This window comes from Streptococcus caledonicus (assembly GCF_042656225.1).
Taxonomy (GTDB): Bacteria; Bacillota; Bacilli; order Lactobacillales; family Streptococcaceae; genus Streptococcus; species Streptococcus caledonicus.
This window is the reverse complement of sequence record NZ_JBHSOJ010000016.1, coordinates 430,818-456,407: the sequence shown is the minus strand read 5'-3', so window position 1 is coordinate 456,407 and position 25,590 is coordinate 430,818. Positions and strand designations below refer to the sequence as shown.

Annotated in this window: 17 protein-coding genes; 2 read left to right on the top strand and 15 right to left on the bottom strand. The window is 40.3% G+C overall.

From position 1 onward, the window contains the following. Positions 1–24 precede the first annotated feature (24 nt). From ACFPQ3_RS06140 to ACFPQ3_RS06095, 10 genes are all read right to left on the bottom strand, one after another. A complete protein-coding gene (locus tag ACFPQ3_RS06140; protein WP_156805336.1) occupies positions 25–1,329 on the bottom strand; it encodes a response regulator transcription factor in 1,305 nt (434 codons plus the stop codon). Continuing rightward, positions 1,322–2,971 carry a sensor histidine kinase gene (locus ACFPQ3_RS06135; RefSeq protein WP_156805337.1) on the bottom strand — a complete coding sequence of 550 codons (1,650 nt, stop codon included), beginning with the start codon at positions 2,969–2,971 and terminating at the stop codon, positions 1,322–1,324. Before ACFPQ3_RS06135 ends, ACFPQ3_RS06140 begins: the two co-directional genes overlap by 8 nt. A gap of 11 nt (positions 2,972–2,982) precedes the next feature. Next, positions 2,983–3,579, bottom strand: coding sequence for a DUF624 domain-containing protein (locus tag ACFPQ3_RS06130; RefSeq protein ID WP_156805338.1), 597 nt, complete (start codon positions 3,577–3,579; stop codon positions 2,983–2,985). 704 nt (positions 3,580–4,283) lie between these two features. Further along, complete coding sequence (locus ACFPQ3_RS06125; RefSeq protein WP_156805339.1) at positions 4,284–5,762, bottom strand: ABC transporter substrate-binding protein; 1,479 nt, start codon at positions 5,760–5,762, stop codon at positions 4,284–4,286. A gap of 160 nt (positions 5,763–5,922) precedes the next feature. Next, complete coding sequence (locus tag ACFPQ3_RS06120; protein ID WP_156805340.1) at positions 5,923–6,843, bottom strand: carbohydrate ABC transporter permease; 921 nt, start codon at positions 6,841–6,843, stop codon at positions 5,923–5,925. A 12-nt stretch (positions 6,844–6,855) separates the two neighbouring features. Continuing rightward, on the bottom strand, positions 6,856–7,791 hold the full coding sequence (locus tag ACFPQ3_RS06115; protein ID WP_156805341.1) for an ABC transporter permease: 936 nt from the start codon (positions 7,789–7,791) through the stop codon (positions 6,856–6,858). Between the two features lie 289 nt (positions 7,792–8,080). Beyond that, entirely contained in the window at positions 8,081–9,925 is a 1,845-nt protein-coding gene (locus ACFPQ3_RS06110) for a beta-N-acetylhexosaminidase (protein ID WP_156805342.1), read from the bottom strand. After that, a complete protein-coding gene (locus ACFPQ3_RS06105) occupies positions 9,922–10,800 on the bottom strand; it encodes an ROK family protein (protein WP_156805343.1) in 879 nt (292 codons plus the stop codon). Before ACFPQ3_RS06105 ends, ACFPQ3_RS06110 begins: the two co-directional genes overlap by 4 nt. A gap of 110 nt (positions 10,801–10,910) precedes the next feature. After that, positions 10,911–13,547, bottom strand: a complete 2,637-nt coding sequence (locus ACFPQ3_RS06100) for an alpha-mannosidase (RefSeq protein WP_156805344.1) — start codon at positions 13,545–13,547, stop codon at positions 10,911–10,913. Position 13,548: 1 nt separating this feature from the next. Then, positions 13,549–14,835, bottom strand: coding sequence for a glycoside hydrolase family 125 protein (locus tag ACFPQ3_RS06095; protein WP_156805345.1), 1,287 nt, complete (start codon positions 14,833–14,835; stop codon positions 13,549–13,551). A 345-nt stretch (positions 14,836–15,180) separates the two neighbouring features. On the opposite strand from ACFPQ3_RS06095, the gene ACFPQ3_RS06090 reads away from it, so the two are divergent. Then, positions 15,181–17,304 carry a GH92 family glycosyl hydrolase gene (locus ACFPQ3_RS06090; protein ID WP_156805346.1) on the top strand — a complete coding sequence of 708 codons (2,124 nt, stop codon included), beginning with the start codon at positions 15,181–15,183 and terminating at the stop codon, positions 17,302–17,304. Then, complete coding sequence (locus tag ACFPQ3_RS06085) at positions 17,301–18,701, top strand: glycoside hydrolase family 1 protein (protein WP_156805347.1); 1,401 nt, start codon at positions 17,301–17,303, stop codon at positions 18,699–18,701. The genes ACFPQ3_RS06090 and ACFPQ3_RS06085 overlap by 4 nt, the downstream gene beginning before the upstream one ends. A gap of 203 nt (positions 18,702–18,904) precedes the next feature. On the opposite strand, the gene ACFPQ3_RS06080 is transcribed toward ACFPQ3_RS06085, so the two are convergent. The 5 genes from ACFPQ3_RS06080 to ACFPQ3_RS06060 form a co-directional block, all read right to left on the bottom strand. Continuing rightward, positions 18,905–19,588, bottom strand: coding sequence for a DnaD domain-containing protein (locus ACFPQ3_RS06080; RefSeq protein WP_156805348.1), 684 nt, complete (start codon positions 19,586–19,588; stop codon positions 18,905–18,907). A 108-nt stretch (positions 19,589–19,696) separates the two neighbouring features. Then, positions 19,697–20,629, bottom strand: coding sequence for a homoserine O-acetyltransferase MetA (gene metA / locus ACFPQ3_RS06075; RefSeq protein ID WP_156805520.1), 933 nt, complete (start codon positions 20,627–20,629; stop codon positions 19,697–19,699). A gap of 283 nt (positions 20,630–20,912) precedes the next feature. Continuing rightward, positions 20,913–21,431 carry an adenine phosphoribosyltransferase gene (locus tag ACFPQ3_RS06070; RefSeq protein WP_156805349.1) on the bottom strand — a complete coding sequence of 173 codons (519 nt, stop codon included), beginning with the start codon at positions 21,429–21,431 and terminating at the stop codon, positions 20,913–20,915. A gap of 284 nt (positions 21,432–21,715) precedes the next feature. Next, positions 21,716–24,508: an isoleucine--tRNA ligase gene (gene ileS / locus ACFPQ3_RS06065; protein WP_156805350.1), complete on the bottom strand. Its 2,793-nt coding sequence runs from the start codon at positions 24,506–24,508 to the stop codon at positions 21,716–21,718. Positions 24,509–24,808: 300 nt separating this feature from the next. After that, the gene (locus ACFPQ3_RS06060; RefSeq protein WP_156805351.1) at positions 24,809–25,585 is read right to left on the bottom strand and encodes a DivIVA domain-containing protein; all 777 of its coding nucleotides are present in this window, start codon (positions 25,583–25,585) and stop codon (positions 24,809–24,811) included. Positions 25,586–25,590 lie beyond the last annotated feature (5 nt).

Sequence of the window (25,590 nt, the reverse complement as noted above, 5' to 3'; positions counted from 1 at the left end):
CCGACAGATGTCGCTAGAAAAGTCTTAAGAAAGACTAGTTTCTTTCCGACTCCTAATTTGTTCACGATAAGATTTTGGGGATTCTTGACACAGCCGTTTAAAAATTTTATAAAAATAGCCAATATTAGTGTAACCAACTTGAAAACAAATATCTTCAATATTATCATTAGTTGACAATAGCAAACTTTGAGCAATTCTAATCCGTTCCTGGTTCAGCAATTCTGAAAAAGTTGAACCTGTTTCTTTCTTGATGATTTGCCCTAAGTAAACCGCATTAAGAAAAAGGCGTTCACTAACCAATTTCAAGGTGAGTTCCTTTTGGTATTCTTGGCGAATGATATCAAGCACCTGACCAACATGGCTATTATATTTGTGCTGCGTAATTAATCCTAACAAACGCTGAATCACTTCTTCTACGAGTTGTTCTAACGTTTGACACTGTTTTGCATTGGTATAAAGTGGTGCAATATCTTCATTACTAATACGATTAAACTGCTGGTAACTATCAACCATCAGCTGAATGAAAAACTGACGCGTCAAATGAACTGGTGGGCACTTATCATTAAATTCCTGCTTTAACAAGGGAAGCTGGTCTAAAATCCCCTGTATATCTCCAGTTTTAATAAGAGGGTAAAGATCTTGGTAAACAGGCATGACCTGCTCATCCGCAGATACTGCTTTCTCATAAAAGAGGCTTGCTTTGACACTTTCCTTAATGGCATACATGGTTGATGTCACCAGTAACTCCTCTTGATAAATACAGGCTTGCTGCGGCTCTTCACATAATGAAAAAAAGAGAGCATCTTGATCGACATGGCGCAAAACACTGACTAGAGCTGTAGGGATGTCTTCACGACTAACCACCACATAGACTTGTGAGACTCGTAGCTGCTCTTTTAGGTCTTGAATAGTAACCTTATCTCCCCGTAAAAAGGCCTGCGCCTGCTGACTTTTGTGCATGCGTTGAGCTACAATAGTTTCTAACAACTGACGGAGCTCCTGCTTATTGATAGGTTTTACCAGATAATCTTTAACTCCTAGCGAGACAGCCTGCCTAGCATAGTCAAACTCCTGAAAACCTGACATGATGATAAAGGCAACATCCGGAGACCGCTCTTTAATAGTAGCAATCAACTCCAAACCCGTTAAATCAGGCATGGAAATATCGGTTAAAATCATGTCCAAATCATGTGTTAAGGCATAATTTAGCGCTTCACGGCTACTATCTGTAGTATAAACCAACTCGATTCCCAAAGCAGAATAGTCAAACAGTCTTTTCATCCCTTCCAAAATCATGTACTCGTCATCAACAATCATTAATTTATACATTCTTAGCCATTTCTCCTGTCACAATCGTTTTTATGCGTATACTATAGGTTACCCCACCACCAGGTGTCTCAGATAAGTGAATGTCGTAAGCCTCTCCAAAATACAATAACAAGCGCTCATGGACATTAAGAAGCCCGATAGAGCGTAGCCCTGTCTCCGTCCTCAACGAACGATTGGCCAACAATCTTTGGTAATCTGCCATGATTTCCTCTGACATACCTTTACCGTTATCCCGAATGAGGATTTCTACCCCATCTTCCTGACGCAACACCTTGACACTCAAAGCATTATCACGCTTGGTTAAATCAATACCGTGCACAAAATAATTTTCAACCAAAGGTTGAATACAGAATCTTGGCAATACAATCCCTTCACATCCCTTATCAATTTGGTAAGCATATGCAATGGATTTAGGGTATCTAATCTGGCAAACATAGCTATGCTTTTCACAAAAAGCTAATTCTTCTGCAACTGTCGTTTCTGGTTTTTGTGAAATACTCCCTCTCAGCAAGCTTGAAAATTCATAAATCATATCTGCTAACTCATCTTCATCTCTCGTCACCGCATACATCCTAAAAAATTCCAAGGTATTATATAAAAAATGAGGGTTAATTTGAGCTTGTAAAGCTCTCATATCAGCATCTTTTTGCGCAAGTTGTAGCTGATAAATATCTTTAATGTTTTTATCCAGAGAATCCAACATCTGGTTAATTTGGTTGGCGATGAGATACAATTCCTGCCGTTTTGTTGTCGTATCAATACGAATACTGGTATCCGCATGCGTAATCGTCTGCATAGTATTCACCAGATCTTCAATCTGAGACTGATAATGGTAAAAAATGCGCTTTAAAAGAAGCAACAAAATACCAATAAGCCCCAAACTAGAAAGAAAAATAAAGAAGGCCAGTCGAGAAACCTCTTGAAAAGTATAAGATTTAGGCACACCAACAGCAATGTGAACATTTCCATCAACATAATTTTGAGCGTCCAAGTCATCATCTGTAGGATTCAAGGTATAGAAAGGATTTCCTAAACTATCTGTCATCGCTACAGACATAGGAAATTCGGTTTCATTCTCCACAAGCGTCGTTATGTGATCCATATCAATGCTAATAAAAACAGTCGCAAAAAGATGAGCGGAATAAGGCTCATACATAGCCATTGAAAAAGCATTTTGTGGACTCTTATAAGAAGTAGCAGTAACTTTTTTACCACTCTTCAATGATCGTTTAGAAGTAAAGACCTCTTTTTCACCCACGAGAGCCAAATCAATCCCCTCAACAAAAGCATTGTCCATGTAAATCCTATTGATGTTGTCGTGAAAAGATAACTTAATCACATCTGCCAAAGGGTGATGCAAGAGCCACATTTGATAATCAGCTGGAGACAACTGAAAATAGGCTTCAATCCCATCTAATTTATGGCTATCTCGAGAATAATTGTAAACGTCATTTTTCAAGCGACGATAGTAATAGGTCATGTCCTCTGTCAATCTACCTAACACTTCCTGCTCCGCTTGTTCAACTGTCCGCAAATAGCTCACATAATTGGTATAGGCAACAATACTCGCAAAGAAAATAATAATCCCAATAGTGAGATAAGAATAGGTTTTTAGGAGCGAATGAATTAAAATTTTCTTCATAACTTCTCCTGCTAGGATAGGCGCTGTTCAACCTGATAATAAATAGGCTCCAAGACATCAAATAAAAAGACTAACCAAAGCACTGGAACAAATATACCTATGATGAGAGGCAGTTTCCAACCGATAAATAGGCAAATTCCAGTCCCAATCAACAACTTCATAAATGGAACAAGACTTAAAAAAACTGCCATTGCTGATAGTTTCAGCCCTTCTATGAGTGTAAATTCATAATACACTTGTAACTTGAGGTAACTAGCATAAACCGCCCCAACATAACACATGCCAAAAAGGTTAATCACCGTAAGAAAGAAAAATGCTTGTGGTAATTGTACCATGAAAAAAATACCATAACCTAACAATCCCAAAAAAACAACTGTCATTCCAAAGATGGCATTTGCCTGCCAAAATTGTTTACGAAAAAGCTGAAAGGCTGTCTTGAACTGATACTCCTCTGCGTCAAGACCATGCTCATGGTAAAGGGTTAAGAGAACAGCCGCAGCTGGTGATACTCCCAAAACAAAGCCCGCACAAGCAGACAAAGTAAGTCCTATCATACTAAGCTTCATCATCACAAATAAACGTGCAAAGATACTATCCAATCTATCCATATTTTTCAATCCCTTTCTGATTGTTTCTATTATATCATAAAAACGCTTTCAATTTGATTGTAAGTTAGACATTTTCATCATTTTTGTATGGAACTAATATCTCCTTAAGAATGAGAAATTCAATTTAATTCTCTTTTTACATTTTTAGAAAAATACATCAACTACTGTCACCGATGGACAATCACTTAATATTTCGTCGTTTCTAGCTATTGTTCACCTTGAGTAAACGCTGTCCACATTTTCACAACAATCGCCAATCTTCTCCATATTATCTCATTCAATTAAATCAAGTTGATAAAAAGACGAGGTTGGGACAAAAAATATCTCAACCTTCTCTTTTTATAGTAATAACAGATAGACGCAGTGGTTGATTGGAAGTTTGCAACTAGACACTTTTTCATTTTCAAGTGTCCACCTAAAACATCCACTGGACTATTTTACAACCATGCATCGTTAGCGGCCATCCTATACGAATGTGATGCACTTCGTTTATCTTATTTCCAACCTCTAAAGGACTGAGAGACCTTTGGAGCTGTGCGGATGTGAGAGTGAATATCCAATGGACAGTTTCAGTCTGATCTTATAAAACAGAGAGCGAGGGGAAGTCAAGACTTCAAAATCATGATTTCTGCCCCACTCTCATATTAATTATACTCAGGGAGCATGAAATAATAGAAATAGGAACTGCATTTACAATGACGAACTTAGTTTTTCTTAGCTAAGAACTCGTCATACTGACGTTGCATTTCTGCTTTAACTTTAGTGTATGAGCCTTCGGAGTTCAATTTATCCATCAATTCTTTAATGCCTTGTTCTGGATCCACTGTACCTGAATTGATACCAGGAGCATATTGCTTGATAATGTTTTGAACGCTAGTTACTTCAGTTTTAACTGGATCAATGTTAAAGTTAAAGCCAAGTGTCGGTGCTTCAACTGCTTCTGCCAAGACTTTTTCAGCTTGCGCAACATCGGCGTCGGTTACTTTATCAGTGACATAAAGGATTTGGCTGTTACCAGTATTCCAAGCTGACATACGTGTATCTGCTGCATAGCCGTCTAACAATTTAATGCGGTTGTCGTCCTTAGGATCTTTTTCCCAGTTTTCACCTTCTGGACCAAAGACAAGGCCATTGAGCAATTCTTTATTAGTGTTCAATAAAGTCAACACTTCCATAGCTTTTTCTTTATTTTTAGAAGTTTGTGAGATAACAAAGTTGGCCACTTGAGTGGTATCATTTGTCTTATAGGCTGTAGTGATTGGCACTGATTGGATTTCGTAGCCTGCAACAGTTGAGAGAAGGCTGTCACCGAAGTCTGCTGGACCTTGTGTTTCTTCACGAACAAACCAGTTTTGAGTCGCTAAATCATAAGCAACATCAGATGTGGCAACGTCAGCTGCAATATAACCCTTTTTGTAGAAATCGTGGAATGTTTTAAGATGTTCAACGTAACCCTCAACTTCATAAGGGTTGACAATTTTGGTTGTGTCACCATCAAGGTTGACAACCAGAGGAAGGTCACTCTTACCTGGAAGGGCAAAGTTCATGTGTGGTAGACTAAATTTTGTCCAGGCAATTGGTGTTACTTCTGGTTCTTTTTCTTTAATAACTTTAAGAAGTGGTTCCAAGTCTTTGTAAGTCTTAACTCCTGAAATATCAAGATTGTGTTTTTTCACCAAGTTCATGTTGAAAGACAACATTTGTTGACTTGCCACATTTCCCTGGACAGGAACAGCATAGATTTTACCGTTGATGGTATTTCCTTTGATATAAGCTGGGTCAAGGACATCGTAGAGGGCTTTTCCTTCTTTTTTATACAAATCAGTTAGGTCAGCATAGGCTCCTTTACCGGCATTGAGGACATAGTTATTGGCAAAGGCAATGTCGTAATTTTCACCCGATGAGGTAATGATAGACATTTTTTCTTCGTAGTCACCCCAGTCAATGTACTGGATATTAAGTTTGGCATCTAGTTTTTCACCAATAATTTTATTGGCATTTTCCATTAATTTGTCAATATTTTTAGGAGGTTGTCCAATTTGATACATCAAGATCGACGTTTTTCCGTCTTCTGTTTTTCCAGTATTATTGGCCTTATTTCCAGTTAAGTTACCACAGGCAGTCAAGCCTGCAATAGCTGACACACCTGCTAGCACTAGTGAGCATTTTTTCAAAAGTTTCATGAGTTGTCTCCTTTTTTAATCCATAATAATATGTTTATTAATGATTTTTAGTGACTTTAAGCCACTTGTCACAAGGTCCTAGATTTTTCTATGAGTTAAATGGTTTTCATTCCTAGACGCATAACGCTCTTCACATCACATCCTTTGCACAAATCATTGCTTATTCTTTAACCCCACCTATGGTCAAACCTTTGACAAAGTACCGTTGGAAAAACGGATACAGGCAAGCAATCGGTAGTGTTGATACGACAACGATAGCCATTCGGGTTGCCTCTCTTGGTACACTGGCTGCAACACTAGCAAGGTTGGCACCTGCTCCAGCATTTTGTGCCAAATAATCAATATTTGACTGAATTTTCATCAGTAAGTATTGCAAAGGTACTAAATTGTCACTCTGAATATAGAGGAGGGCATTGTACCAATCATTCCAAAAGGCGAGGGCCGTAAACAAGGAGATAGTTGCAATACCTGGCAATGCCAAAGGTAAACAAATCTTAAAGAAAATCTTTAGTTCACCAGCACCATCAATGCGGGCGGACTCAATTAAGGAATCAGGAATGGTTTTCTTAAAGAAGGTTCGCATCACCATGATATTAAAAGGACTTAACATCATTGGCAAAATCAGGGCTGCGACAGTATCCTTCAAGTTCAGAAACGAGGTCATAATAATGTAAGTTGGAATCGTTCCTGCTCCAAATAACATGGTAATCAATGCCATCATAGTAAAGAACCGACGGTATTTAAAATCTTTTCGTGAGATGGCATAAGCATATAGTGAGGTGAAAAATACATTAACTGTGGTTCCAACCACTGTGATGAACATGGTGATAAAGAGTGCTTGTAAAATCTCATCTTTCAACGTCATCAAGTACTCGTAGCCCGAGCTACTAAAATCCGCTGGCCAGAATGAATAGCCGTTTAGGTTTAGGGATTTTTCATCAGTTAACGAGATGATAATCACGAAGATAAAGGGTAGGATACAAGAGAAGGAAAGAATGCCAACCAGTACACTAAAGATCCAGTCTGTCTTCGTACTAAACGAGTGAATACCGACATGATCAATCTGTTTCTTTTTTGCCATGAGCTCTCCTTTCTAAAATAAGGCAGATTCTTTATCAAAGCGTCTGACAATCAAATTGGTCGTCACCACTAGGAAGCAACCAACGATTGACTGATAAAGACCTGCTGCCGATGCCATCCCGATGTCTCCTGCTCCTGAAATACCGTTATAAACATAGGTATCGAGTACCAAAGTCACATCATATAGGGCACCTGAATTTTTCGTCGTCTGATAGAACAAACCGAAGTCTGCTCGGAAGATATTTCCCACCGCAAGGATGGTTAAAATGGTAATCAAGGGCACCAATTGAGGAATGGTAACATGCTTGATGCGCTGCCATTTCGTTGCTCCATCAACAATCGCCGCTTCGTAGTAGGAAGGGTTAATCCCCATAATACTTGCATAGTAAATGACGCTATTATACCCAAGGCCTTTCCAAATCCCTAAAAAAATCAGAATGAACGGCCAGTAAGTCTTATCGCTGTACCAATTAATTGGATTAAGTCCAAGCCCATGTAGCATCTGATTCACCAATCCCTTATCTGGGCTTAGAAAAGCATAGACGAAAAAGGAAATGATGACCCAAGATAAGAAGTAAGGGAACAGCATCGTTGTCTGATAGATTTTAACCAGCTGCCGTGACCGCATCTCACTAAAAACAATGGCAATCCCAACAGCTAAAATCAAACCCAAGATAATAAAGCCTAAATTATACAGCAACGTGTTTCGAGTGATAATATAGGCATCTGATGAATTAAAGAGAAACTTAAAATTATCAACTCCTATCCACTTACTCTTCATCAAGCTATCAACAAATCCGTTCCCCGTGTGCCGGTAATCTTTGAAGGCAACCACATTCCCAAGCACTGGAATGTAGAAGAACAGAATCAGCCATATCGCACCTGGTAACACCATGAGCAGAAAGATGAGATTACGCTTTAATTCCTGCCACCTTTTTTTCGTTTTCATAAAGACTCCTTTCCTTAGTGTTTTAGTCTTGCTTTGACTTTTGTGATATTAGTATAACGCAGTTTTTCACAAAATAACATGTTCTGATTAAAGCTAAACCTATACAAATTATAGTCACTAGATTAAAAATTGGATAATCTTAATATAGACATTACAATCAGAGGCCTCTGAAGTTATTAGGCTTTTTCTGCCCTTTATCCTACACATTCATCCTTCTCCTTGAGTCATCTATCACTAATGTCTAAACAACGCATCCCTCCTAGTAACTAGCTAAGAAGGATGTGCTTTATTAGGTTGTGTAAATGGTTGAGGCTGTTGCCATGAGATGCCATTGATTGGCTGTTGTAGCGATGTGGTCACGGTAAAAATCATTATGTGGTAATAAGTCAACCTCAAGCTCATCAATACGTTTAACATGACCAAGGAGATAGGCCGTTAACCGCTCATGCGCTCTTTGAATACGAGCCAAAAGCCCACCTAAACGAATATCAATAGTATCAAGGCCAAACACCTTGTTCTCAATCAGCCATTGACGACTATAGGTAACATGGAACTCGTGAACAAGATCTGCAAGGGTATCCAAGGTATCAAGACAGTTTTGTAAAGCATTTGTATCCTTAATACGGTAAGCATGACGAATGTCGTTGGACAGCCTTGCCTTAACCGCTAAAATACGGCAGAGTTTCTCTTGCGTTGTAAAGAGGTAAGCTAGACGGTGCTCACCTGTGGCAATTTCCGCCAGATGTTCTGCTACCTGTGCATAATACTGACTGTCCTCTTCATGAGCAATATGCAAATCCAACAAGGGGCAAAGGATATCCTGATACAAAATATAGCGTCCAGGATTCATGCCGTTCAATTGACCTGGGTTGCTTGGTGGGTGATTGGCACTGTCAATCGCAAGGAAATCAGTAGCCGATAGACCAAACAAGGTCTCAAACACCTTCTCCCAGCCTGTAGTACTATCTTGATAAACCAACTGCGCCCAAGCCTGAAGCGTTGCTAAGACAGAAAATTGAGAGCATTCACCACCGTTATCGCCCCACCCCGTGATGGTCACCTGCTCTACCCCTGCCTTCTTAGCGGCATGATGAGCCTCTGGTGCAATCTGCAAACTAAACCGATTATCAGGAGCATAACCAATCCATTTCCACGCGCCGCCTGCAAAGGCAATATTATCAGTCAATTGTTTATGGCGCTCAAAACTCTTCGTATAACGCTCCTCAGTCAACTGGTAATAATCCCAATAAATCAATTGCACACGCTCTTTCAAACGATTTAGATAAGTACGAACCTCTTGGTCAATCTGCAAGGTGTCGTCTTTTGCATCTAATAAATGGAAAAACATGTCACTCCACATGGAGCAAGTAAACCCATATCGGTCTGCAATATCTAGCACACGTTCTAAATGCTGACACATGATAAGGCTGCGTTTTTGGTAGCCATTTTCGGTTAAATACCGTCCCAATCCAAGCATAAACGCCTCGTCCATACCAATATTGATTCGGCGTGTTTTCAGCTGCGATAATGTACAAAACATCTGATCAATCAAGTCATAGACAGGTTCACTACCAACTAATAAAATGTCGTCCACATCACGTAAATCCTGTACCTCTTTAACTTGCCATCTGACAAAAGCACTCAGGTGAGCTAGCGTTTGAATGCAAGGAATGAAATCCATGCCATAACTATTGGCACATGCTTCAATATCCTGTAATTCCTCAGTTGTGTATCGACCACGGAAATACCCAAAATAAGGTTGGTTCTCCAATTCAAAGGTATCTTCTAAGTATAATTGATAGTTGGAATAGCCCATAAGCGCTATGTCTTCAATCAATTGTTTTGAAGAGTCAACAGAAATAACGCAGTTGCGACCACAATCCACCATATAACCAAAATCAGGATAAGCTGCTTTCTCTGTGATTGCGACCGTTGTCTGTCCTTCTCTGAGAGCAGTAGCTAATAATAGCAAGCCACGATAAAGCTGATGCTCTTTTTCTGCACAAATGGTATAGTGCCCATCAGAGCCTAAAACCAGTATCACTTTTCCTGATACTTGACAGTCTAAAGTCACATCCTGTAAGCCTAGTCTCTCTAACAAGTGTACAGGAAGCTCTTGTTTTATTATTGTCATACATGCTCCTTTTCTTGACATGTGTTAATATATGTACCAATAAGATTGGCGTGTTTAGTATGATGGCAAGCCTTAATATGAGGAATTTGTGGAAAATCTTCTGGAAATAACTGTTGCAATTCTTGCAAGCGGTCAACCAGTCGTTTGATAAAGGCTTTACTTTGGCTAATGCTACCTCCGATATAAATCAATTCTGGATCAATCACATAATGTAGGTTTAACAAGCCTTGGCAGAGCGCATCCACCATCTCTCCTAGTGCTGTTTGGCAAACCAAATCCCCTTGCTCAGCTAACGCAACAATAGCTTTACCGTCCAGAGAATGGTAGCACTCTTTAGGATGTGCTTGAACACGACGTACCAAACTGCCTGTTGATGCTAGTTGTGACCAATTTTTCAAGGGAAAATCCATCCCTTTAAGCATCATGTAGCCAAATTCTCCACCATAAGAGCGAGCTCCTCGGACCAATCGACCATTGAGGATTAAGGCACCTCCAATTCCTGTTCCTACTACAACACAGGCACAGTTCTTAAGAGTTGGTCGCTCTGCCAAGGCACTTAATCCAACACAGTTGGCGTCATTTTCAAGATAGATAGGTAAATGATAAGTCTCCAATAAATCATACCAAGAAACCCCGTGAATATAAGGAATGGCTGATAATCCTCCAATCGTTCCATCGCAGTAGTTAATTGCTCCAGGGACACTTAAAGAAATCGCTGTGACACCTTCTTGACAAATGACTGCATCCATGTGAGCTAACAACATTTCTAACTGGTCTGGAGTTGCTATCTCCTGATAAGACCGCAACTGCAAGTCATCTGATATCAAGGCCGACTTCACCCCTGTTCCTCCAATATCAAAACATGCTACTACCATAACATCCTCCTCATAATTGCTTTTATATTATTCAGTGCTAAAGTTTGAGTATTTGCCAGACCATAACAAGCCTTGCTCCTCCTTAGTGTATTACTATACTTCTCAACACCTTAGAAATACAGAGGAGTAACCTTTTCAGTACGAATTTCTTGTGGCCCAAGTTGCTGAGATAGCTCACCTATCTCCTGCTCCAGCAAGTCAACACCACTTGCTAAATGCGACAAGATAACTGTGTCATGTGATAAATTATAGTAACGAAGCAAAATAGTCTCACTTTCTTCTGCCTGTTTCAAGGCTGTCACATAGCAGGCCTCTTCTTGCAAAATAGGATGAGTGAATTGCCCTGATAAAGCAACGGTTCCTGCGTGCTGACAGACTTGTCCCACATAGAGAGGAACAGCTAGATTTTGAGCCCGATGAATGGCTTGGTAACGCTCTTGACTGGCATGACATTCCACTGCATATACAAGCTCCGATGGTCCTAGACACTGAGCATCAGGGGTTGGAAAATCACCCCAATCTCCCAATTCACCAACACTGCGCAAAAGGGTTAAGGCTATGGTTTCCTTATCCAGAATTTCATACTCATGAAGCCCTGTTGAAGACACCGTTAGGCAAATTTCCGCATCTCCCAAGGAGATGAATGTGCGGTGCCGCTGCGAATGATGAGGATTTTTCCAATGAGACGATGGAGTATTTGATCGCTCTACCGTTTCATAAATGCTATCGGCCAAATGGCTTTCAGCTTGCAATCCTGTTGCAATTAAAACCCTTAACCGGTGATCCAACATCTGATTATCAAATCGTGTCTTAAAGATTAGTTGAGAACTGTCACGAAAAAGGGTAATCTCCGTTGTCACCAGTAGCGATTTAGTCTGCTGATGACGTCCTGCTTGACGTTTGAAGTATTCTACCAAGCGCTTCTGTTCCTCAAACAATCGCTCATCTGCACTGATTGGTATCTCAAGCTGGTGTATTACACAGGCACGTTGGTAAGTAGGTGCCTCTTCCTGAATATAAAAATCAACTAATTGGCTATAAATTGGCTGGCAAGAGGTAGGGGCAAAGTGGGCATACTCGTTACCCAGTTCTCCCACATCTTCAAACTTCAGTAGGTTAGAAATACGATGACCGAGTTCTTTGTGGGTCAAGACAAGATTATTCCCCTCACGCTGAAGCTTGACAAAATCATTTTCCAGATAGGCAAAAGGACTCACTCCTGGTAGAGCGGCGGCTGGTTTCACTTGATAAGTCTGCCATGACCAAGCTGGTAAGTTTTCAGCAACAAAGGACACCCTTATCTTCCTAGCAAAAACGGCAGAGCGGAAGGTATCTATTGGTAGATGATAATCAAATTGCACTCCCAAATCCTCAATATCTGCCCAAACACGCTCGCCATCTGCTGTAAAGAGTCCGAGTTCTGGTAAGTCAATCGCATCCATCTTGTGATGATGTTCCGCAAGGCAACCATCACGAAAATCAGTCTCATCAACAATCAGATCAACAGTCACCTGCTTAGTCTGAGGAAAGGCAGTCGTATTGACCACCGTAAAAAGATGACCCTCCAACTCACCAGTATCAAGCTTTTGAGACCAGTTGGCAAAAGTCTTTTCCGCTAAATAAGTTCCCACCTGCTCAACCTTATCAAAACGCGTCATCATTTCCCGATGGACCGCATCAACACTACAACCGCAAATACTATCGTGTGGAGCATTTTCAAGCAAGAGCTTCCATGCATAGCGTAGCTCATCTTTAGGATAGGGTTCTCCAGTGATGACTAGTAAGGGCTCAACCACTTGTTCTAGAAGGTTGCTGACTCTGTCATTAACCTGCTTCAGATAGATTCGTGAGGAAGCCGTATTGGCTAGGGTGTACCATCCGTCTGTTTCTTGACTGGTCAATTCTCCAATGACCTGACTAAGTTGCTCTGGTAAATTCTGTTTGACAGCCGATACGTATTGCTCAAAGCTACTGTGAACAAAGTCAATATCAGGATACAAGTCTCTAGCGACCCGAATGGCTTTTGAAAGATTTTTCTGCACCGGCTGATGGTCACACCCATTCATCATTAAGAGATGAGAGGTAGCAGCGTATTTTCTTGCGTCAGCTAATTTCTTATCCCAAAAAACCTTGGCCACTTCTGGTTCAACTGGAATTTCATTCCCATTGCTGTACCAATTGGCGAATAAAATCCCTAAAATGCTAGTTCCATCAGCACCGGTCCATATCATTTCAGAAAACTGAGACTGGAATTGGTCATTTGATAAGACCTGATTATCAAAACCAATCGGCTTCACCCCACGTCCAAAAAAGGCCACATCAATACCTGCCTGCTTTAATAATTGCGGGGTCTGTCCCATATTGCCAAAGGTATCTGGAAAATAACCAATTTTAGGCGGCTTTCCCCAGAAACGACTTTCCAAATGACCAAGGAGGGTATTGCGAACATTGGCTTCGCTACTAATCAAATAATCGTCCTGCAAAATATAAAACGGACCAACAATTAATTTTCCCTCACGGATATACCGTGCTAACTGCTCACGTTTATGTGGCCTAATCGTCAAATAATCATCCAATGCAATCAACTGTCCATCAAGATGAAAACTCTTAAATTCCTCATCCGTTTCAAAAAGCTCACACAAATCATCAATCAAGGTCACTAAGCGCATGCGATGTTCTTCAAAAGGAAGATACCACTCCCTATCCCAATGACTGTGTGAAATAATGTGTACCGTTTCTCTCCCCATGCTAATCTCTCCTTCTTAATGCATCGTAATCTAACACTAATTCACAAAACATCATATTAGCCCATGAAAACCACTCTCTCGAATAAAGACTAGGATTATCTACATGGAAACTTTCATGCATCACACCGGTTCCACCGTCACAAGTCACCATTAAATCCAATAAACGAGCTTTTTCGTCCTTATCATCTGTCGTCAATCCTTCAATAGCTAGAGCAATTGGCCAGATATAGCGATAAAAGGTGTGGGTACTTCCACAACCAGAAGCATAAGTGCCTTCGTAATAATAAGGATTTTCCTTGCTCAAAATGGTTCGTCTCGTCGCCTGATAAATAGGATCTCGCTTATCACAATAGCCTAAGTACGGTGCAGCTAATAGACTAGGAACATTGGGATCGTCCATGATAGATTGATTGCCTAAACCATCCACTTCATAAGCAAAGATGGTTTCTCCGTTAGCATTCTTCGTCAAACCATAAGTTTTGATACCTTGGTCAATTTCTTCACGTAAGATCCGTACTTTCTCTGCTAACGCCTCATAACCTTCTGGCTGTTGGACTGCGAGGATCTCTGATAAATACCGTAATACCACCACCGCAAACATATTGGACGGAATCAAATATGGATAAACACAGACGTCATCACTTGGACGAAATCCTGACCAAGTCATTCCTGTGTAAGCACACGGATTCCCCTTGCCCTGATGAGGTAAGGTATCTTCTAGTCGTTCCGTATCACGCTCAAATTGATAAGGGGACTGCTCATGACGTTGCTCTAATCTCCAAGTATCGACAATCACATTTGCTGTCTGATAAAAGTCCTCTTGTAGATGCGCTGTTTCCCCCGTCACTTTCCATAATAAATAAGCCAATTCTAAAGGATAGCAAAGCGAATCAACCTCATACTTTCTCTCCCAAATACGACCCGTCATCGTCGTATGATCAGATTGGTGCCCACGGCCATTATCATCTTGGTTAAAAGCATTGGCATAGGGATCATGGCAAATAAAATCACATTGTCGCTTGACCAAACCAACGATGGTTTGCCGTAATTGCTCATCATCACGTGCCAAGGAAAGGTAAGGTTTGATTTGTGCTGTTGAATCCCTCAACCACATGGCAGGAATATCACCTGTCAGAACAAAACTAGTGCCATCTTCCAGAACCGTCACCGTATTATCCAAAGTGTCGGTAAAGCAAGTTTCAAAAATCTTCTGCCAACTTGGATGATCAGCAATTCTCTCACCAATCACCTGCAACCAATTCTTCATTTTTTCTTTGTTGTAACTCATGTTATTAGGTCTCCTTTAAGTCCTATTGCTTAGGCAAACTTTTTCATGCCAATAACAGTCCACATTAGCAGGCTCGTGCGCTTGCTGAGCTAACATCACTAATGTATCAACCTAGCTAACGCTAATCTGTCATTATTAGTTTAGACAAGATCACTGACAATTCCCATACACAAATTAAATCCTTTCTTACACAAATATGTGATTTTCAGCGACAGCTATTTTTTTCCAAAAAAGCTTCTACTATAATGAAACTAAGCGATTGTCTAGTCCGCAATGAGACGACCCTTTTAAACCGTTAGGCAATAAAGGGATTTTCTTGATAATCCTACAAACAAAGGAGATCTTATGACCACTACTTCTCAGATTGATACCCGATTGGGCACTTATAATTCTCATTCCTACTCTAACGGCAATTGCCTCCCTTTAACCGCTGTGCCGTGGGGAATGAATGCCTTCTGCCTACAAACGACCGATCAACAAGGCAACTGGTTTTTCAATCCCTATGAACCTATTTATCAAGGCATTCGACTGACACACCAGCCAAGTCCATGGTTGGGAGACTTTGCGACTTTTCTTATCACTCCTGTGACCGGTCCCCTAAGCCAATCAAGCCTGTTTCATCGTCAATCCAGCTACCAATTAAACACGGCTAACTTCCGACCTGACTACCTCAAGGTGCATTCTACCCGTTACCAAGTTACTAGTGAACTTACCCCCACTTGTTATGGAGCTAGTTGCCGCTTTACTAGTGATACAGAGATGCCTGTGAGCCTTGTCTTGTTTGCACCAGATCAAGCGACTTATACCTATTGCAATGACAAGCACATTCACATTACTTTGCACAATGCGACAGAGACACAAGCTACGTACTTCAGCTTTTATATGGATTTACTCTTTTCCGAACCAATAAAAGACTGGTACTCATTACAGCAAGGACAAGTTGTTTCTAAGTGTTTGATAGATTGCCATGATGGACATATTCGCCTTAATTTTCACTGTTCTCAGCTCGAAATGACCTTAGCCACATCCTATATTAGTGCCGAGCAGTCTCTCTATCAGGCAAGACTTATCGGAGATTTTGACACGACACTTAGCCAAGCTAGTACCATTTGGGAACAGCACTTAAACCGCATTACTATTCACGACAAGGAGCCTTCTGAGCAGAAAGCTTTCTTTTACCATTGCCTTTACCGTACCCTACTTTATCCACAAACCTTCCATGAAATCACAGAGAATGGTGACGTTCTTCATTTTGATACCAAATCTGGTCAGGTCAAACCGGGTAGATACTACACCAATAACGGCTACTGGGATACGTTTCGGACAACCTATCCTTTTTACAGTCTCCTTTATCCAGACCAATACCAACATTTTTTAGAAGGTATTTTGAACCATTATCAAGATACAGGCTTTCTCCCCAAATGGTTGTCACCAGATGAAAGAGGAATTATGCCTGGAACTCTGGTAGATGGTGTCATTGCTGACGCTGCTAGCAAGGGTATCGGCAAACATCTCCTGCCTCAACTGCTACAAGCTATGGAAACCACTCGTCACACAGAAGACCAAACACGTCGCTACGGCAGACACGGTGCCAAAGATTACCAACAATTCGGTTATCTTCCAAATGACTATCATGAAAGTGTCAGTCACAGCTTAGATTATGCTTACAGTGATTGGTGTATCGGTCAAGTAGCTAAGGCTCTTGGACAAAATGAGCTGGCGCAAGCCTATGAAAGTTCTAGCTTATCCTACCGTCAACTGTTCGATCCTAATACTGGCTATATCCGCTCTAAAAATCGACAGGGACAATTTAGAAAAGAATTTTCACCCAAAGCTTGGGGCTGTGATTATGCAGAATGCTCTGCCATTCAGGCGACTTTAGGAGCCTTACACGATATTAACGGACTCATTGCGCTCATGGGTGGCAAACAAGCTTTTACCGATTACTTAGATGACGTCCTAAGCTCTAAACCACTTTTTGACTGCCAAAACTATGGTTATGAAATCCATGAAATGAGCGAAATGGCACAAGCTAACTTTGGCCAATTAGCCATTTCCAATCAACCAAGTTTTCATATACCCTACCTATACCAATTCAGCCAAACACCTGAGCGAACAGCTCAACTAATTCAAACCATTCGACAAGAAGCCTTTCTCCCTAACTTCCAAGGCTTCCCAGGTGATGAAGACAACGGCAGTCTAGCAGCTTGGTACCTCTTTGCCTGTCTAGGATTCTATCCGGTTTGCCCAGGTAATGCCACTTATCAGCTTGGGCAACCAGCCTTTCGCCACCTTACTTTGCACTTGGAGCAGCATGACTTGCACATTTTACATGACAAGCTAGAGCCATCACCTGCCCAACTCCAAGTGGCATTGGATGGCAAAAGGATGACAGCACTCAACCACCACGACCTCATCACAGCTAAAGAGCTGATCTTTGTTACAACTCATGAAAAGGAGATCAGATGACACATTACACCTTTCCAAAACACTTTTTCTGGGGGAGCGCAACTAGTGGTCCTCAGAGCGAAGGCCGTTTCCCAGACGATGGAAAAGGCGATAACACCTGGGACTACTGGTTCCAACAAGAACCCCATCGTTTCCATAATGGGATTGGACCAGACAAGACCTCTCAACTTTACAAGCACTTCCGAGAAGATATCCAACTCTTGAAAGCCACTGGGCATAACTCCTTTAGAACATCAATCCAATGGAGCAGACTATTCCCAAAAGGTACTGGTGAGGTTAATCCTGAGGCAGTTGCCTTTTACAATAACTACATCGATGAGCTCCTTGCCAATAATATCGAACCTTTCATCAACCTTTACCACTTTGATTTACCCATGGCGCTGCAAGAAAAGGGAGGCTGGTTAAACCGTGACGCTGTTTTAGCCTTCGAGCATTATGCTAAAACCTGTTTTGAGCTGTTCGGTGACCGCGTACGCTACTGGTTTACTCAAAATGAACCCATTGTCCCTGTCGAATACGGTTACCTTTACCAAGGGCATTACCCTTGTGAAGTCAATTTGAATCACGCTATTCAAGTTGGTTTTCATTCCGCTCTAGCTAGCAGCCTAGCCATAAAAGCCTACCGCGAAGGAAAGCACGACGGACAAATCGGTATCATCCTCAACCTGACACCTAGCTACCCTAGAGACCCTTCCAATCCTAAGGACGTCAAAGCAGCTCAGATTGCGGATGCTTTTTTCAATCGTTCTTTCCTTGATGTCTCTGTCAAAGGACACTTTCCAAAAGACCTTGTTAAGATTATCAAAGCCTTAAACATGATTCCTGATTACCAGCCAAAAGATTTAGCGATTATCCAGCAGCATACCGTTGACCTCTTAGGCATCAATTACTACCAGCCACGACGAATCAAAGCTAAGGAAACCCCATTACCTACCAATCCACATATCCCTATGCCAGATGATTATTTTGATTACTATGATATGCCAAACAAAAAAATAAACCCCTATCGGGGTTGGGAAATCTATGAAAAAGGCATCTATGACATTCTCATCAATCTCCGTGATCACTATGGCAATATCCCTTGTTTTATTGCAGAAAACGGCATGGGAGTTGAAAACGAAAATCGTTATCGTAACGAAGCAGGCTATATCAATGACCAATACCGCATCGATTTTTACAAAGACCACCTGCGCTACGTTCATCAGGCCATTACAGAAGGGGCTAATTGCCTCGGCTACCATGTTTGGGCCGGGCTTGATTGCTGGTCATGGCTCAATAGCTACAAAAACCGATACGGCCTTATAGAAGTAGATTTGAGCCAAAATGCCCAACGCCGCATGAAACAATCCGGCCTCTTCTTTAAACAGCTCTCCACACAAAACGGCTTTTCAGATTAATTGAGAACCCTCCGACTCACTAAACTCTGTAATAAACTACAACATAAAAAAACGGTCATCTCCAAACTCTGAAATGTCCGTTTTTATACTTTAGTATGTTTTACTTTAAGAGTAAATTCTATTAAAATTATACTATTTCTCATACTAAGTTCCGCTTTCTAGAGACATAGAACCTACTCTAAGAAATTACCGTATGGTATTCTCTAATCACTCCATATACTCATTGCTGACAGAAAATCATCTGAAACAGTAATATTTTCGGGATTAATACGTTCCCTCTCTAAACGTCGCTCTTCTACTTGACGTAACGTTCTAATCCCCTCTTTGCGCCAATTTCGCAAAATGGCTTGAATATACTTCCAATTTGTCTTATTATTAAAAACAGCTTCGCGGAGAGCTTCGCGAATAAGTTCCGGGTCTGTATTGTCTTCATAAACCAATTTTTGAACATCTTCCAAAATCATAGGATTTAGCATCCCCATAGCTTGCTCTAAATCATCTGTTAAACGTTTAATCGCTTCACCTTGACCAATATATTGGACTGTTTTTTCATCCTTCTTTGCCATGCTCAAAATGTTATCCAGTTTCGCCAGAGCCGGACTAGCATCAAAAATGACTTCCACCTCACCTGCCAATTCTATCGTTTTAACATCAAGGACCCCTTCTCTTTCTAAATTAGAAATCAAACGGTTGATTTCAGTCACTGTTTTGCCCAAAGCATTCGCAATTTGACTTGGAGCAATTTCTTCTAACTTTGTCGTGTTTTGCATATAGAAAAATTGCCAAACTAAAAATTCATCCGTATTTGAAAATAATTCTTTTATATGAAAAAGCAGAGCTGATGGTAAGACAAGATTACCCAAATGAAAATTTTCTAAATAACTCATATTCAAGGTTATAGAGAAGAGTAGCGGATATCATAGATATCCTCTTCTCAAATCCAATTCAACAAAAAACTGGACAATCCTTTCTATTTTTTAACTCATACCACCCTATTACTCTACTGAATCAGATAATTCTTCCAAACGATAGGGGGTCTCTTGATAAACAGCATAATTAATCCAGTTACTAAAGAAGGTAGAAGCTGCTAAATTCCAACGCATAACGGGGGCTTTTTCAGGATTATTTTCCGGAAAATAATTATCAGGAATACTTATATCTTTTCCTGCTAGCAGATCACGGTTATATTCTTTAGCAAGGGTATCACGGTCATATTCTAAATGACCAAAACTATAGACGTTGCGCATATCCTTACTCGCAAGAAGAGATAAACCAACGCTGTCACTTTTCGATAAAATATCTAACTCTTTAATCTGACTAATATCCTCTTCCAATACTTCAGTATAGCGAGAATGTGGAGCTAAAAAAGTATCATCAAATCCTCTCATCAAAGGACTTGTTTTAGCAACGACATCTTGGCTAAAAACTCCTGATAGTTTACCATCTTTACGCAACCATTTTTCAATTCCATATTGAAAATAGAGCCCCGCCTGTGCTCCCCAACATAAATGAAGTGTTGAGTAAACATGCGAGTCTTTCCATTGAAAAATTTGACTTAACTCTGTCCAATAATCAACCTCTTCAAACGGAAGCGTCTCTACAGGAGCACCCGTAATAATGAAACCATCATAATATTTCTCTTTGATATCATCAAATGTCTTATAAAAAGTCTCTAAATGAATAGCCTTAGTATTTTTAGATTCATGACTCTTCATATGGATAAAATCAACATTAAGTTGCAAAGGAGTATTGGATAAATGGCGGAGCAACTGCGTTTCTGTCGCTTCTTTAGTCGGCATAAGATTCAAAATTAAGACTTCCATCGGACGAATATCTTGATGAATCGCCCGCTTATCATCCATAATGAAAATATTTTCTGCACGTAAAATATCTACCGCAGGTAATTTTTTATCAAGAGTAATTGGCATTTCAAAAAACTGAGAGCATGTATTCACCTATCAAATCATTAATTCAATAGAAATCATCATACTAAATAATAAAACTCTCCCTTTCTAAATCATTCATAATATCATTATAGAAGATGACACTATAGGTTTCAAATATAAATTTATTTGATAAATACATAGTTTAAAACTATAGCAATGATAAAAACAATCAATAACCTAGAATACCAATTTAAGAAATAACTTCACCATCTGTTCCACAAAAGATGATGAAGTTTTTGAGATAAATAAATTAATAAAAACTAATTTAACCAGGGAAATTCATCAATACTTTGACATCATAGTCACCAATCGCTTCACGACCATTTAAACCATCAAGTTCAATAATAAAAGCACAGCCCGCCACTACACCACCAAGTTTTTCAATCAATTCGATAGTCGCTTTGACAGTCCCTCCTGTAGCCAAAAGGTCATCAACGATAAGAACACGTTGTCCTGGCTTAATAGCATCTGAATGCATGGTTAAAGTATCGACACCATACTCCTTTTCATAGTCGGCAGAGACTACTTCACGTGGTAATTTACCAGGTTTACGAACTGGTGCAAAACCAATTCCAAGCTCTACTGCAACAGGACATCCAATGATAAAACCACGAGCCTCTGGACCCACAATCATATCAATATCGTGATCACAAGCATATTGTGCAATTTCACGAACAGCATAACTATAAGCCTTTCCATCAGCCATAAGTGGCGAAATATCACGGAAGGTAATACCTTCTTTAGGATAATTTTTGATACTTGCAATATATTGTGTTAAATCCATAATTCTTTTAGCGAAAAACTCGCTATCCTTTCTCAAAGGGAGCACTCCCCAAAATGTTTTACACTATATTATATCAAAAAAAGAACGACTGGTCTAATGCCAGTCGCTTAATGACTCAATTTGCATACGAGAAAAATTTCCCTGTAATATAGTTTCCTGTAAGGAGAACTTAAAAATTAAGCTCAAAATTTGACATCCATATCAGACAGTCTCCCTAATATCTGGTAACTGGAAAATTATCAAACTGATAGTATCCAAAAATTCCCCTAACCTAGTCACTATTTTCAATTAATTTCAAATCCTTCAGCTACTGCTTCTGCAAAGTTTGCTTCAACGATTGACGCACAGTGATCACAGATTGTCACATGGTATGAACGTTCTGCAGTTGTCGTATCTACACGGCGGCAACGGTCACATACTTCACCTTCTGCATGAGCAACGGTAAAGGCAACACCTTCAAAGCTAGTCGCTTCAGCTGGAGCTTCTTCTTCTGTCACTGTCAATTGCGATACAATCAATAGCTGCGCTACATCACTAGACAAGTTGTCAAGCAGAGCTTTTACTTCAGCTGATGCATAGATTGTCAAGTGAGCTTCCAATGATTTACCAATAACTTTTTCATTACGAGCTTCTTCAAGCGCTTTTTGAGCTTGTGTACGAAGCGTCATAAAGGCTTCCCAGTTTTCAAGCAAGGCTTCTTGGTTTGCAAAGATTTCAACCTCTGGCATTTCAGCTAATTGAACGAATTCTTCTGCTTCATGTTCAAGGTAAGACCAGATTTCCTCAGCAGTGTGAGGCAAGATTGGTGTCAATAATTTTGTGATTTTCACCAAAATGTCATAGAAGACGGTTTGCATTTGACGGCGAACCAAGCTGTCTGTTGCTTCGATGTACACGACATCTTTAGCAAAATCGAGATAAAAGGCAGACAAATCAATGGTAATAAAGTTGACAACGGCTTTGTAGATGGCCATAAAATCATAAGACTCATAAGCTGATTTGATAGCGGCCACCAATTGGTTGAATTTAACTGTCATGTATTGGTCAACCGCACGAAGCTCATCATAGGCAACAGCATCCGTTGCTGGGTTAAAGTCAGATGTATTGGCAATCAAGAAACGAAGAGTGTTACGGATTTTACGGTAAGTTTCTGATACTTGACCAAGGATATCCATAGACACACGCACATCGTTATCGGTATCTACTGACGTTACCCAAAGGCGAAGAATTTCAGCACCATATTGCTTAGCAACGTCGTTAGGTGAGATAATATTACCTTTTGATTTAGACATCTTCTCACCCTTACCATCAAGAACGAAACCTTGTGACAAGACTGACTTGTATGGTGCATGCCCATTGACCGCAACAGAGGTAATCAATGATGAGTTGAACCAACCACGGTATTGATCAGAGCCTTCAAGGTATAGGTCTGCTGGGTAAGAGAGGTTCTCACGAGCATTCATGACACCGTTCCAAGATGATCCTGAATCGAACCAAACATCCATGATGTCAGTTTCTTTTTCAAAGAGACCATTTGGTGAGCCTGGGTGTGTGAAGCCTTCCGGAAGCAAGTCTTTTGCTTCTGATTTCCACCAGATAATTGACCCATGCTTTTCAAAGAGATTTGCCACATGATCTGTTACTTCCTTAGAAAGAATCGGTGTCCCATCTTCAGCATAGAAAATCGGCAATGGTACTCCCCAAGCACGCTGACGAGAAATAACCCAGTCGCCACGGTCACGGATCATATTGTAAAGACGTGTTTTACCCCATGATGGGTTGAAGGTTGTTTTTTCAATTTCATCCAAGATTTCTTGACGGAATTTAGACACTGAGGCAAACCATTGTGGAACAGCACGCCAGATGATTGGTTTTTTCGTACGCCAGTCAAATGGGTATGAATGGTTAATCACTTCTGAAGCAAGCAACAATTCACCCAATTTTTCTTTAACTGTTGGGACAACCTTGTCATAGAACTGCCCTGCAAAATCAGCACCAGCATTTTCCATCATCAACCCACGGCTATCAACCGTCACAGCTACTTCAAGATTGTATTTCACACCAACATTATAGTCATCCTCACCAAATCCAGGCGCTGTATGGACAATACCCGTACCAGAGTCAGTTGTCACGTGGTCACCGAGGATAACCAACTCATCAACTTCTGTATCCCATGGGTGTTCCGTCACGATGTACTCAAAATCAGCACCTTTTCGAACTTCAAGGATTTCAAAGTTTTCCCAGCCAAATTTAGCAGCAAGAGTATCAACAAGTGCTTCTGCAACCACGTATTTACGGTCGCTACCATCTGGCATTACAACCACGTAATTGATATTTGCACCCATGGTCAAACCACGTGAAGCCGTTACCGTAAATGGTGTTGTCGTCCAAACCACGATGTAAGTATCTGTATCAATAATACCTTTACCATCTTTAACTTTATTGGCATAGTAAAGCGAGGTAGAGTCAATATCATGGTACTCAATCTCAGCCTCAGCAAGTGCTGACTCTGATGACCATGACCAGTAAACTGGCTTAGCTCCACGGTAGATATAACCTTTATCAGCCATCGTACCAAAGACACGAATTTGATCTGCTTCGTATTCTTGTTTTAGAGTGATGTATGGATTGTCCCAGTCTGCTGAAACACCTAAACGTTTGAAGTCATCGCGCTGTTTATCTACTTGAGAAAGAGCATAATCACGACACATTTCAAGGTATTCAGCCAAATCCATTTCCTTACGTTTGACACCTTGTTTAGCTAACACTTGCTCAATTGGAAGACCGTGTGTGTCCCAACCTGGCACATAAGGTGCACGGAAACCAGACATTGATTTTGACCGTACAATGATATCTTTTGAAATTTTGTTAAGCGCATGCCCAACGTGGATATTACCATTGGCATACGGAGGGCCATCATGCAAATGAAATGACGGTTTGCCTTCGTTTAATTGCTGACGTTTATTATAAATATCCGCTTCATCCCATGCTTTTTGCCACTCTGGTTCTTTGTTTGGAAGGCCAGCACGCATTGGGAAAGCCGTTTTCCCCAAATTCAATGTTTCTTTTAATTTCATTGTAACTCTCTTTCTAGAAATAACTCATTTAAAACGATAAAACCACAAATAAAAAATGCCACAAAAAATCGCTCAAAGGACGATTAATCGTGGTACCACCTTTTTTCAGAAAAACGATACAGAGCCTCAAAACGATGATCTAAGTATCTGCTTTTCCCTCTTTGGTTGATAAGGAAACCACCCCTCCCAGCTTACTTTAGTTCAGCTAGAACTCTAGAAAATGATAAGATTCTAATGAGGGATTATAGGTCTTACACCATCACCTACTCGCTAAAAATATCATTAGATCTTGTGTTTTTCTTATTCTTCAATATTAATAGTGAATGTTCGAGTATCACCTAAAGCAAGGTCATTAGGCTCTAAAATAGTTTCTTCAATCAAAGGATTGGGTGCTGATTGTGCATTTTCCAATTCCATATTTGCCTCTGCTACACGACGATAGATTTCTTCCATTTCTTCTGGAGTAAACTGACGTGTTGCGTCAAATGTAACAGGCTCATCAGTGTCTGAAAAATTCTCTTGCAATACTTTTTCAACGACTTCTTTAAATGCAGCATCAGAATTTTGAAGGTAAACTGCTGTCGGTTGCAAGAGTTCCTGCCATTCTGGCGAATTGACAAGGTTCACTTGACTTTCCATTGCCGATAAAAGACGTTGATGGAAATGACGACTTTGACGTTTCAATTCCTCTGTTTCAACTGCTACACGTTTGGCATTATCAGTCGCATCACGTAAAATTTCATTAGCTTTTGTTTTAGCTTCTTCAATCAAATGTTGCGAGTCGAAAGTCGCCTTATTAATAACATTAGCCGCCTCAGCTTGAGCCGATGCCTTCACTTTATCTGCTGTTTCTTGTGCTAGCAATACAGATTGCATCAACGATTCTTTCATATCGTTAAAATAGGCTAATTTTTCTTCCAAATCACGGATTCGTAACTCTTGATCGCGATTAATACGCGTTAAAGCCTCATAATCATCTGTCACGATATCTAAGAAGTCATTTACTTCGTCTTCGCTATAGCCACGAAATTTTATTTTAAACGTTTTGTCTTTAATGTCAAGTGTCGTTAAAGCCATTAGTT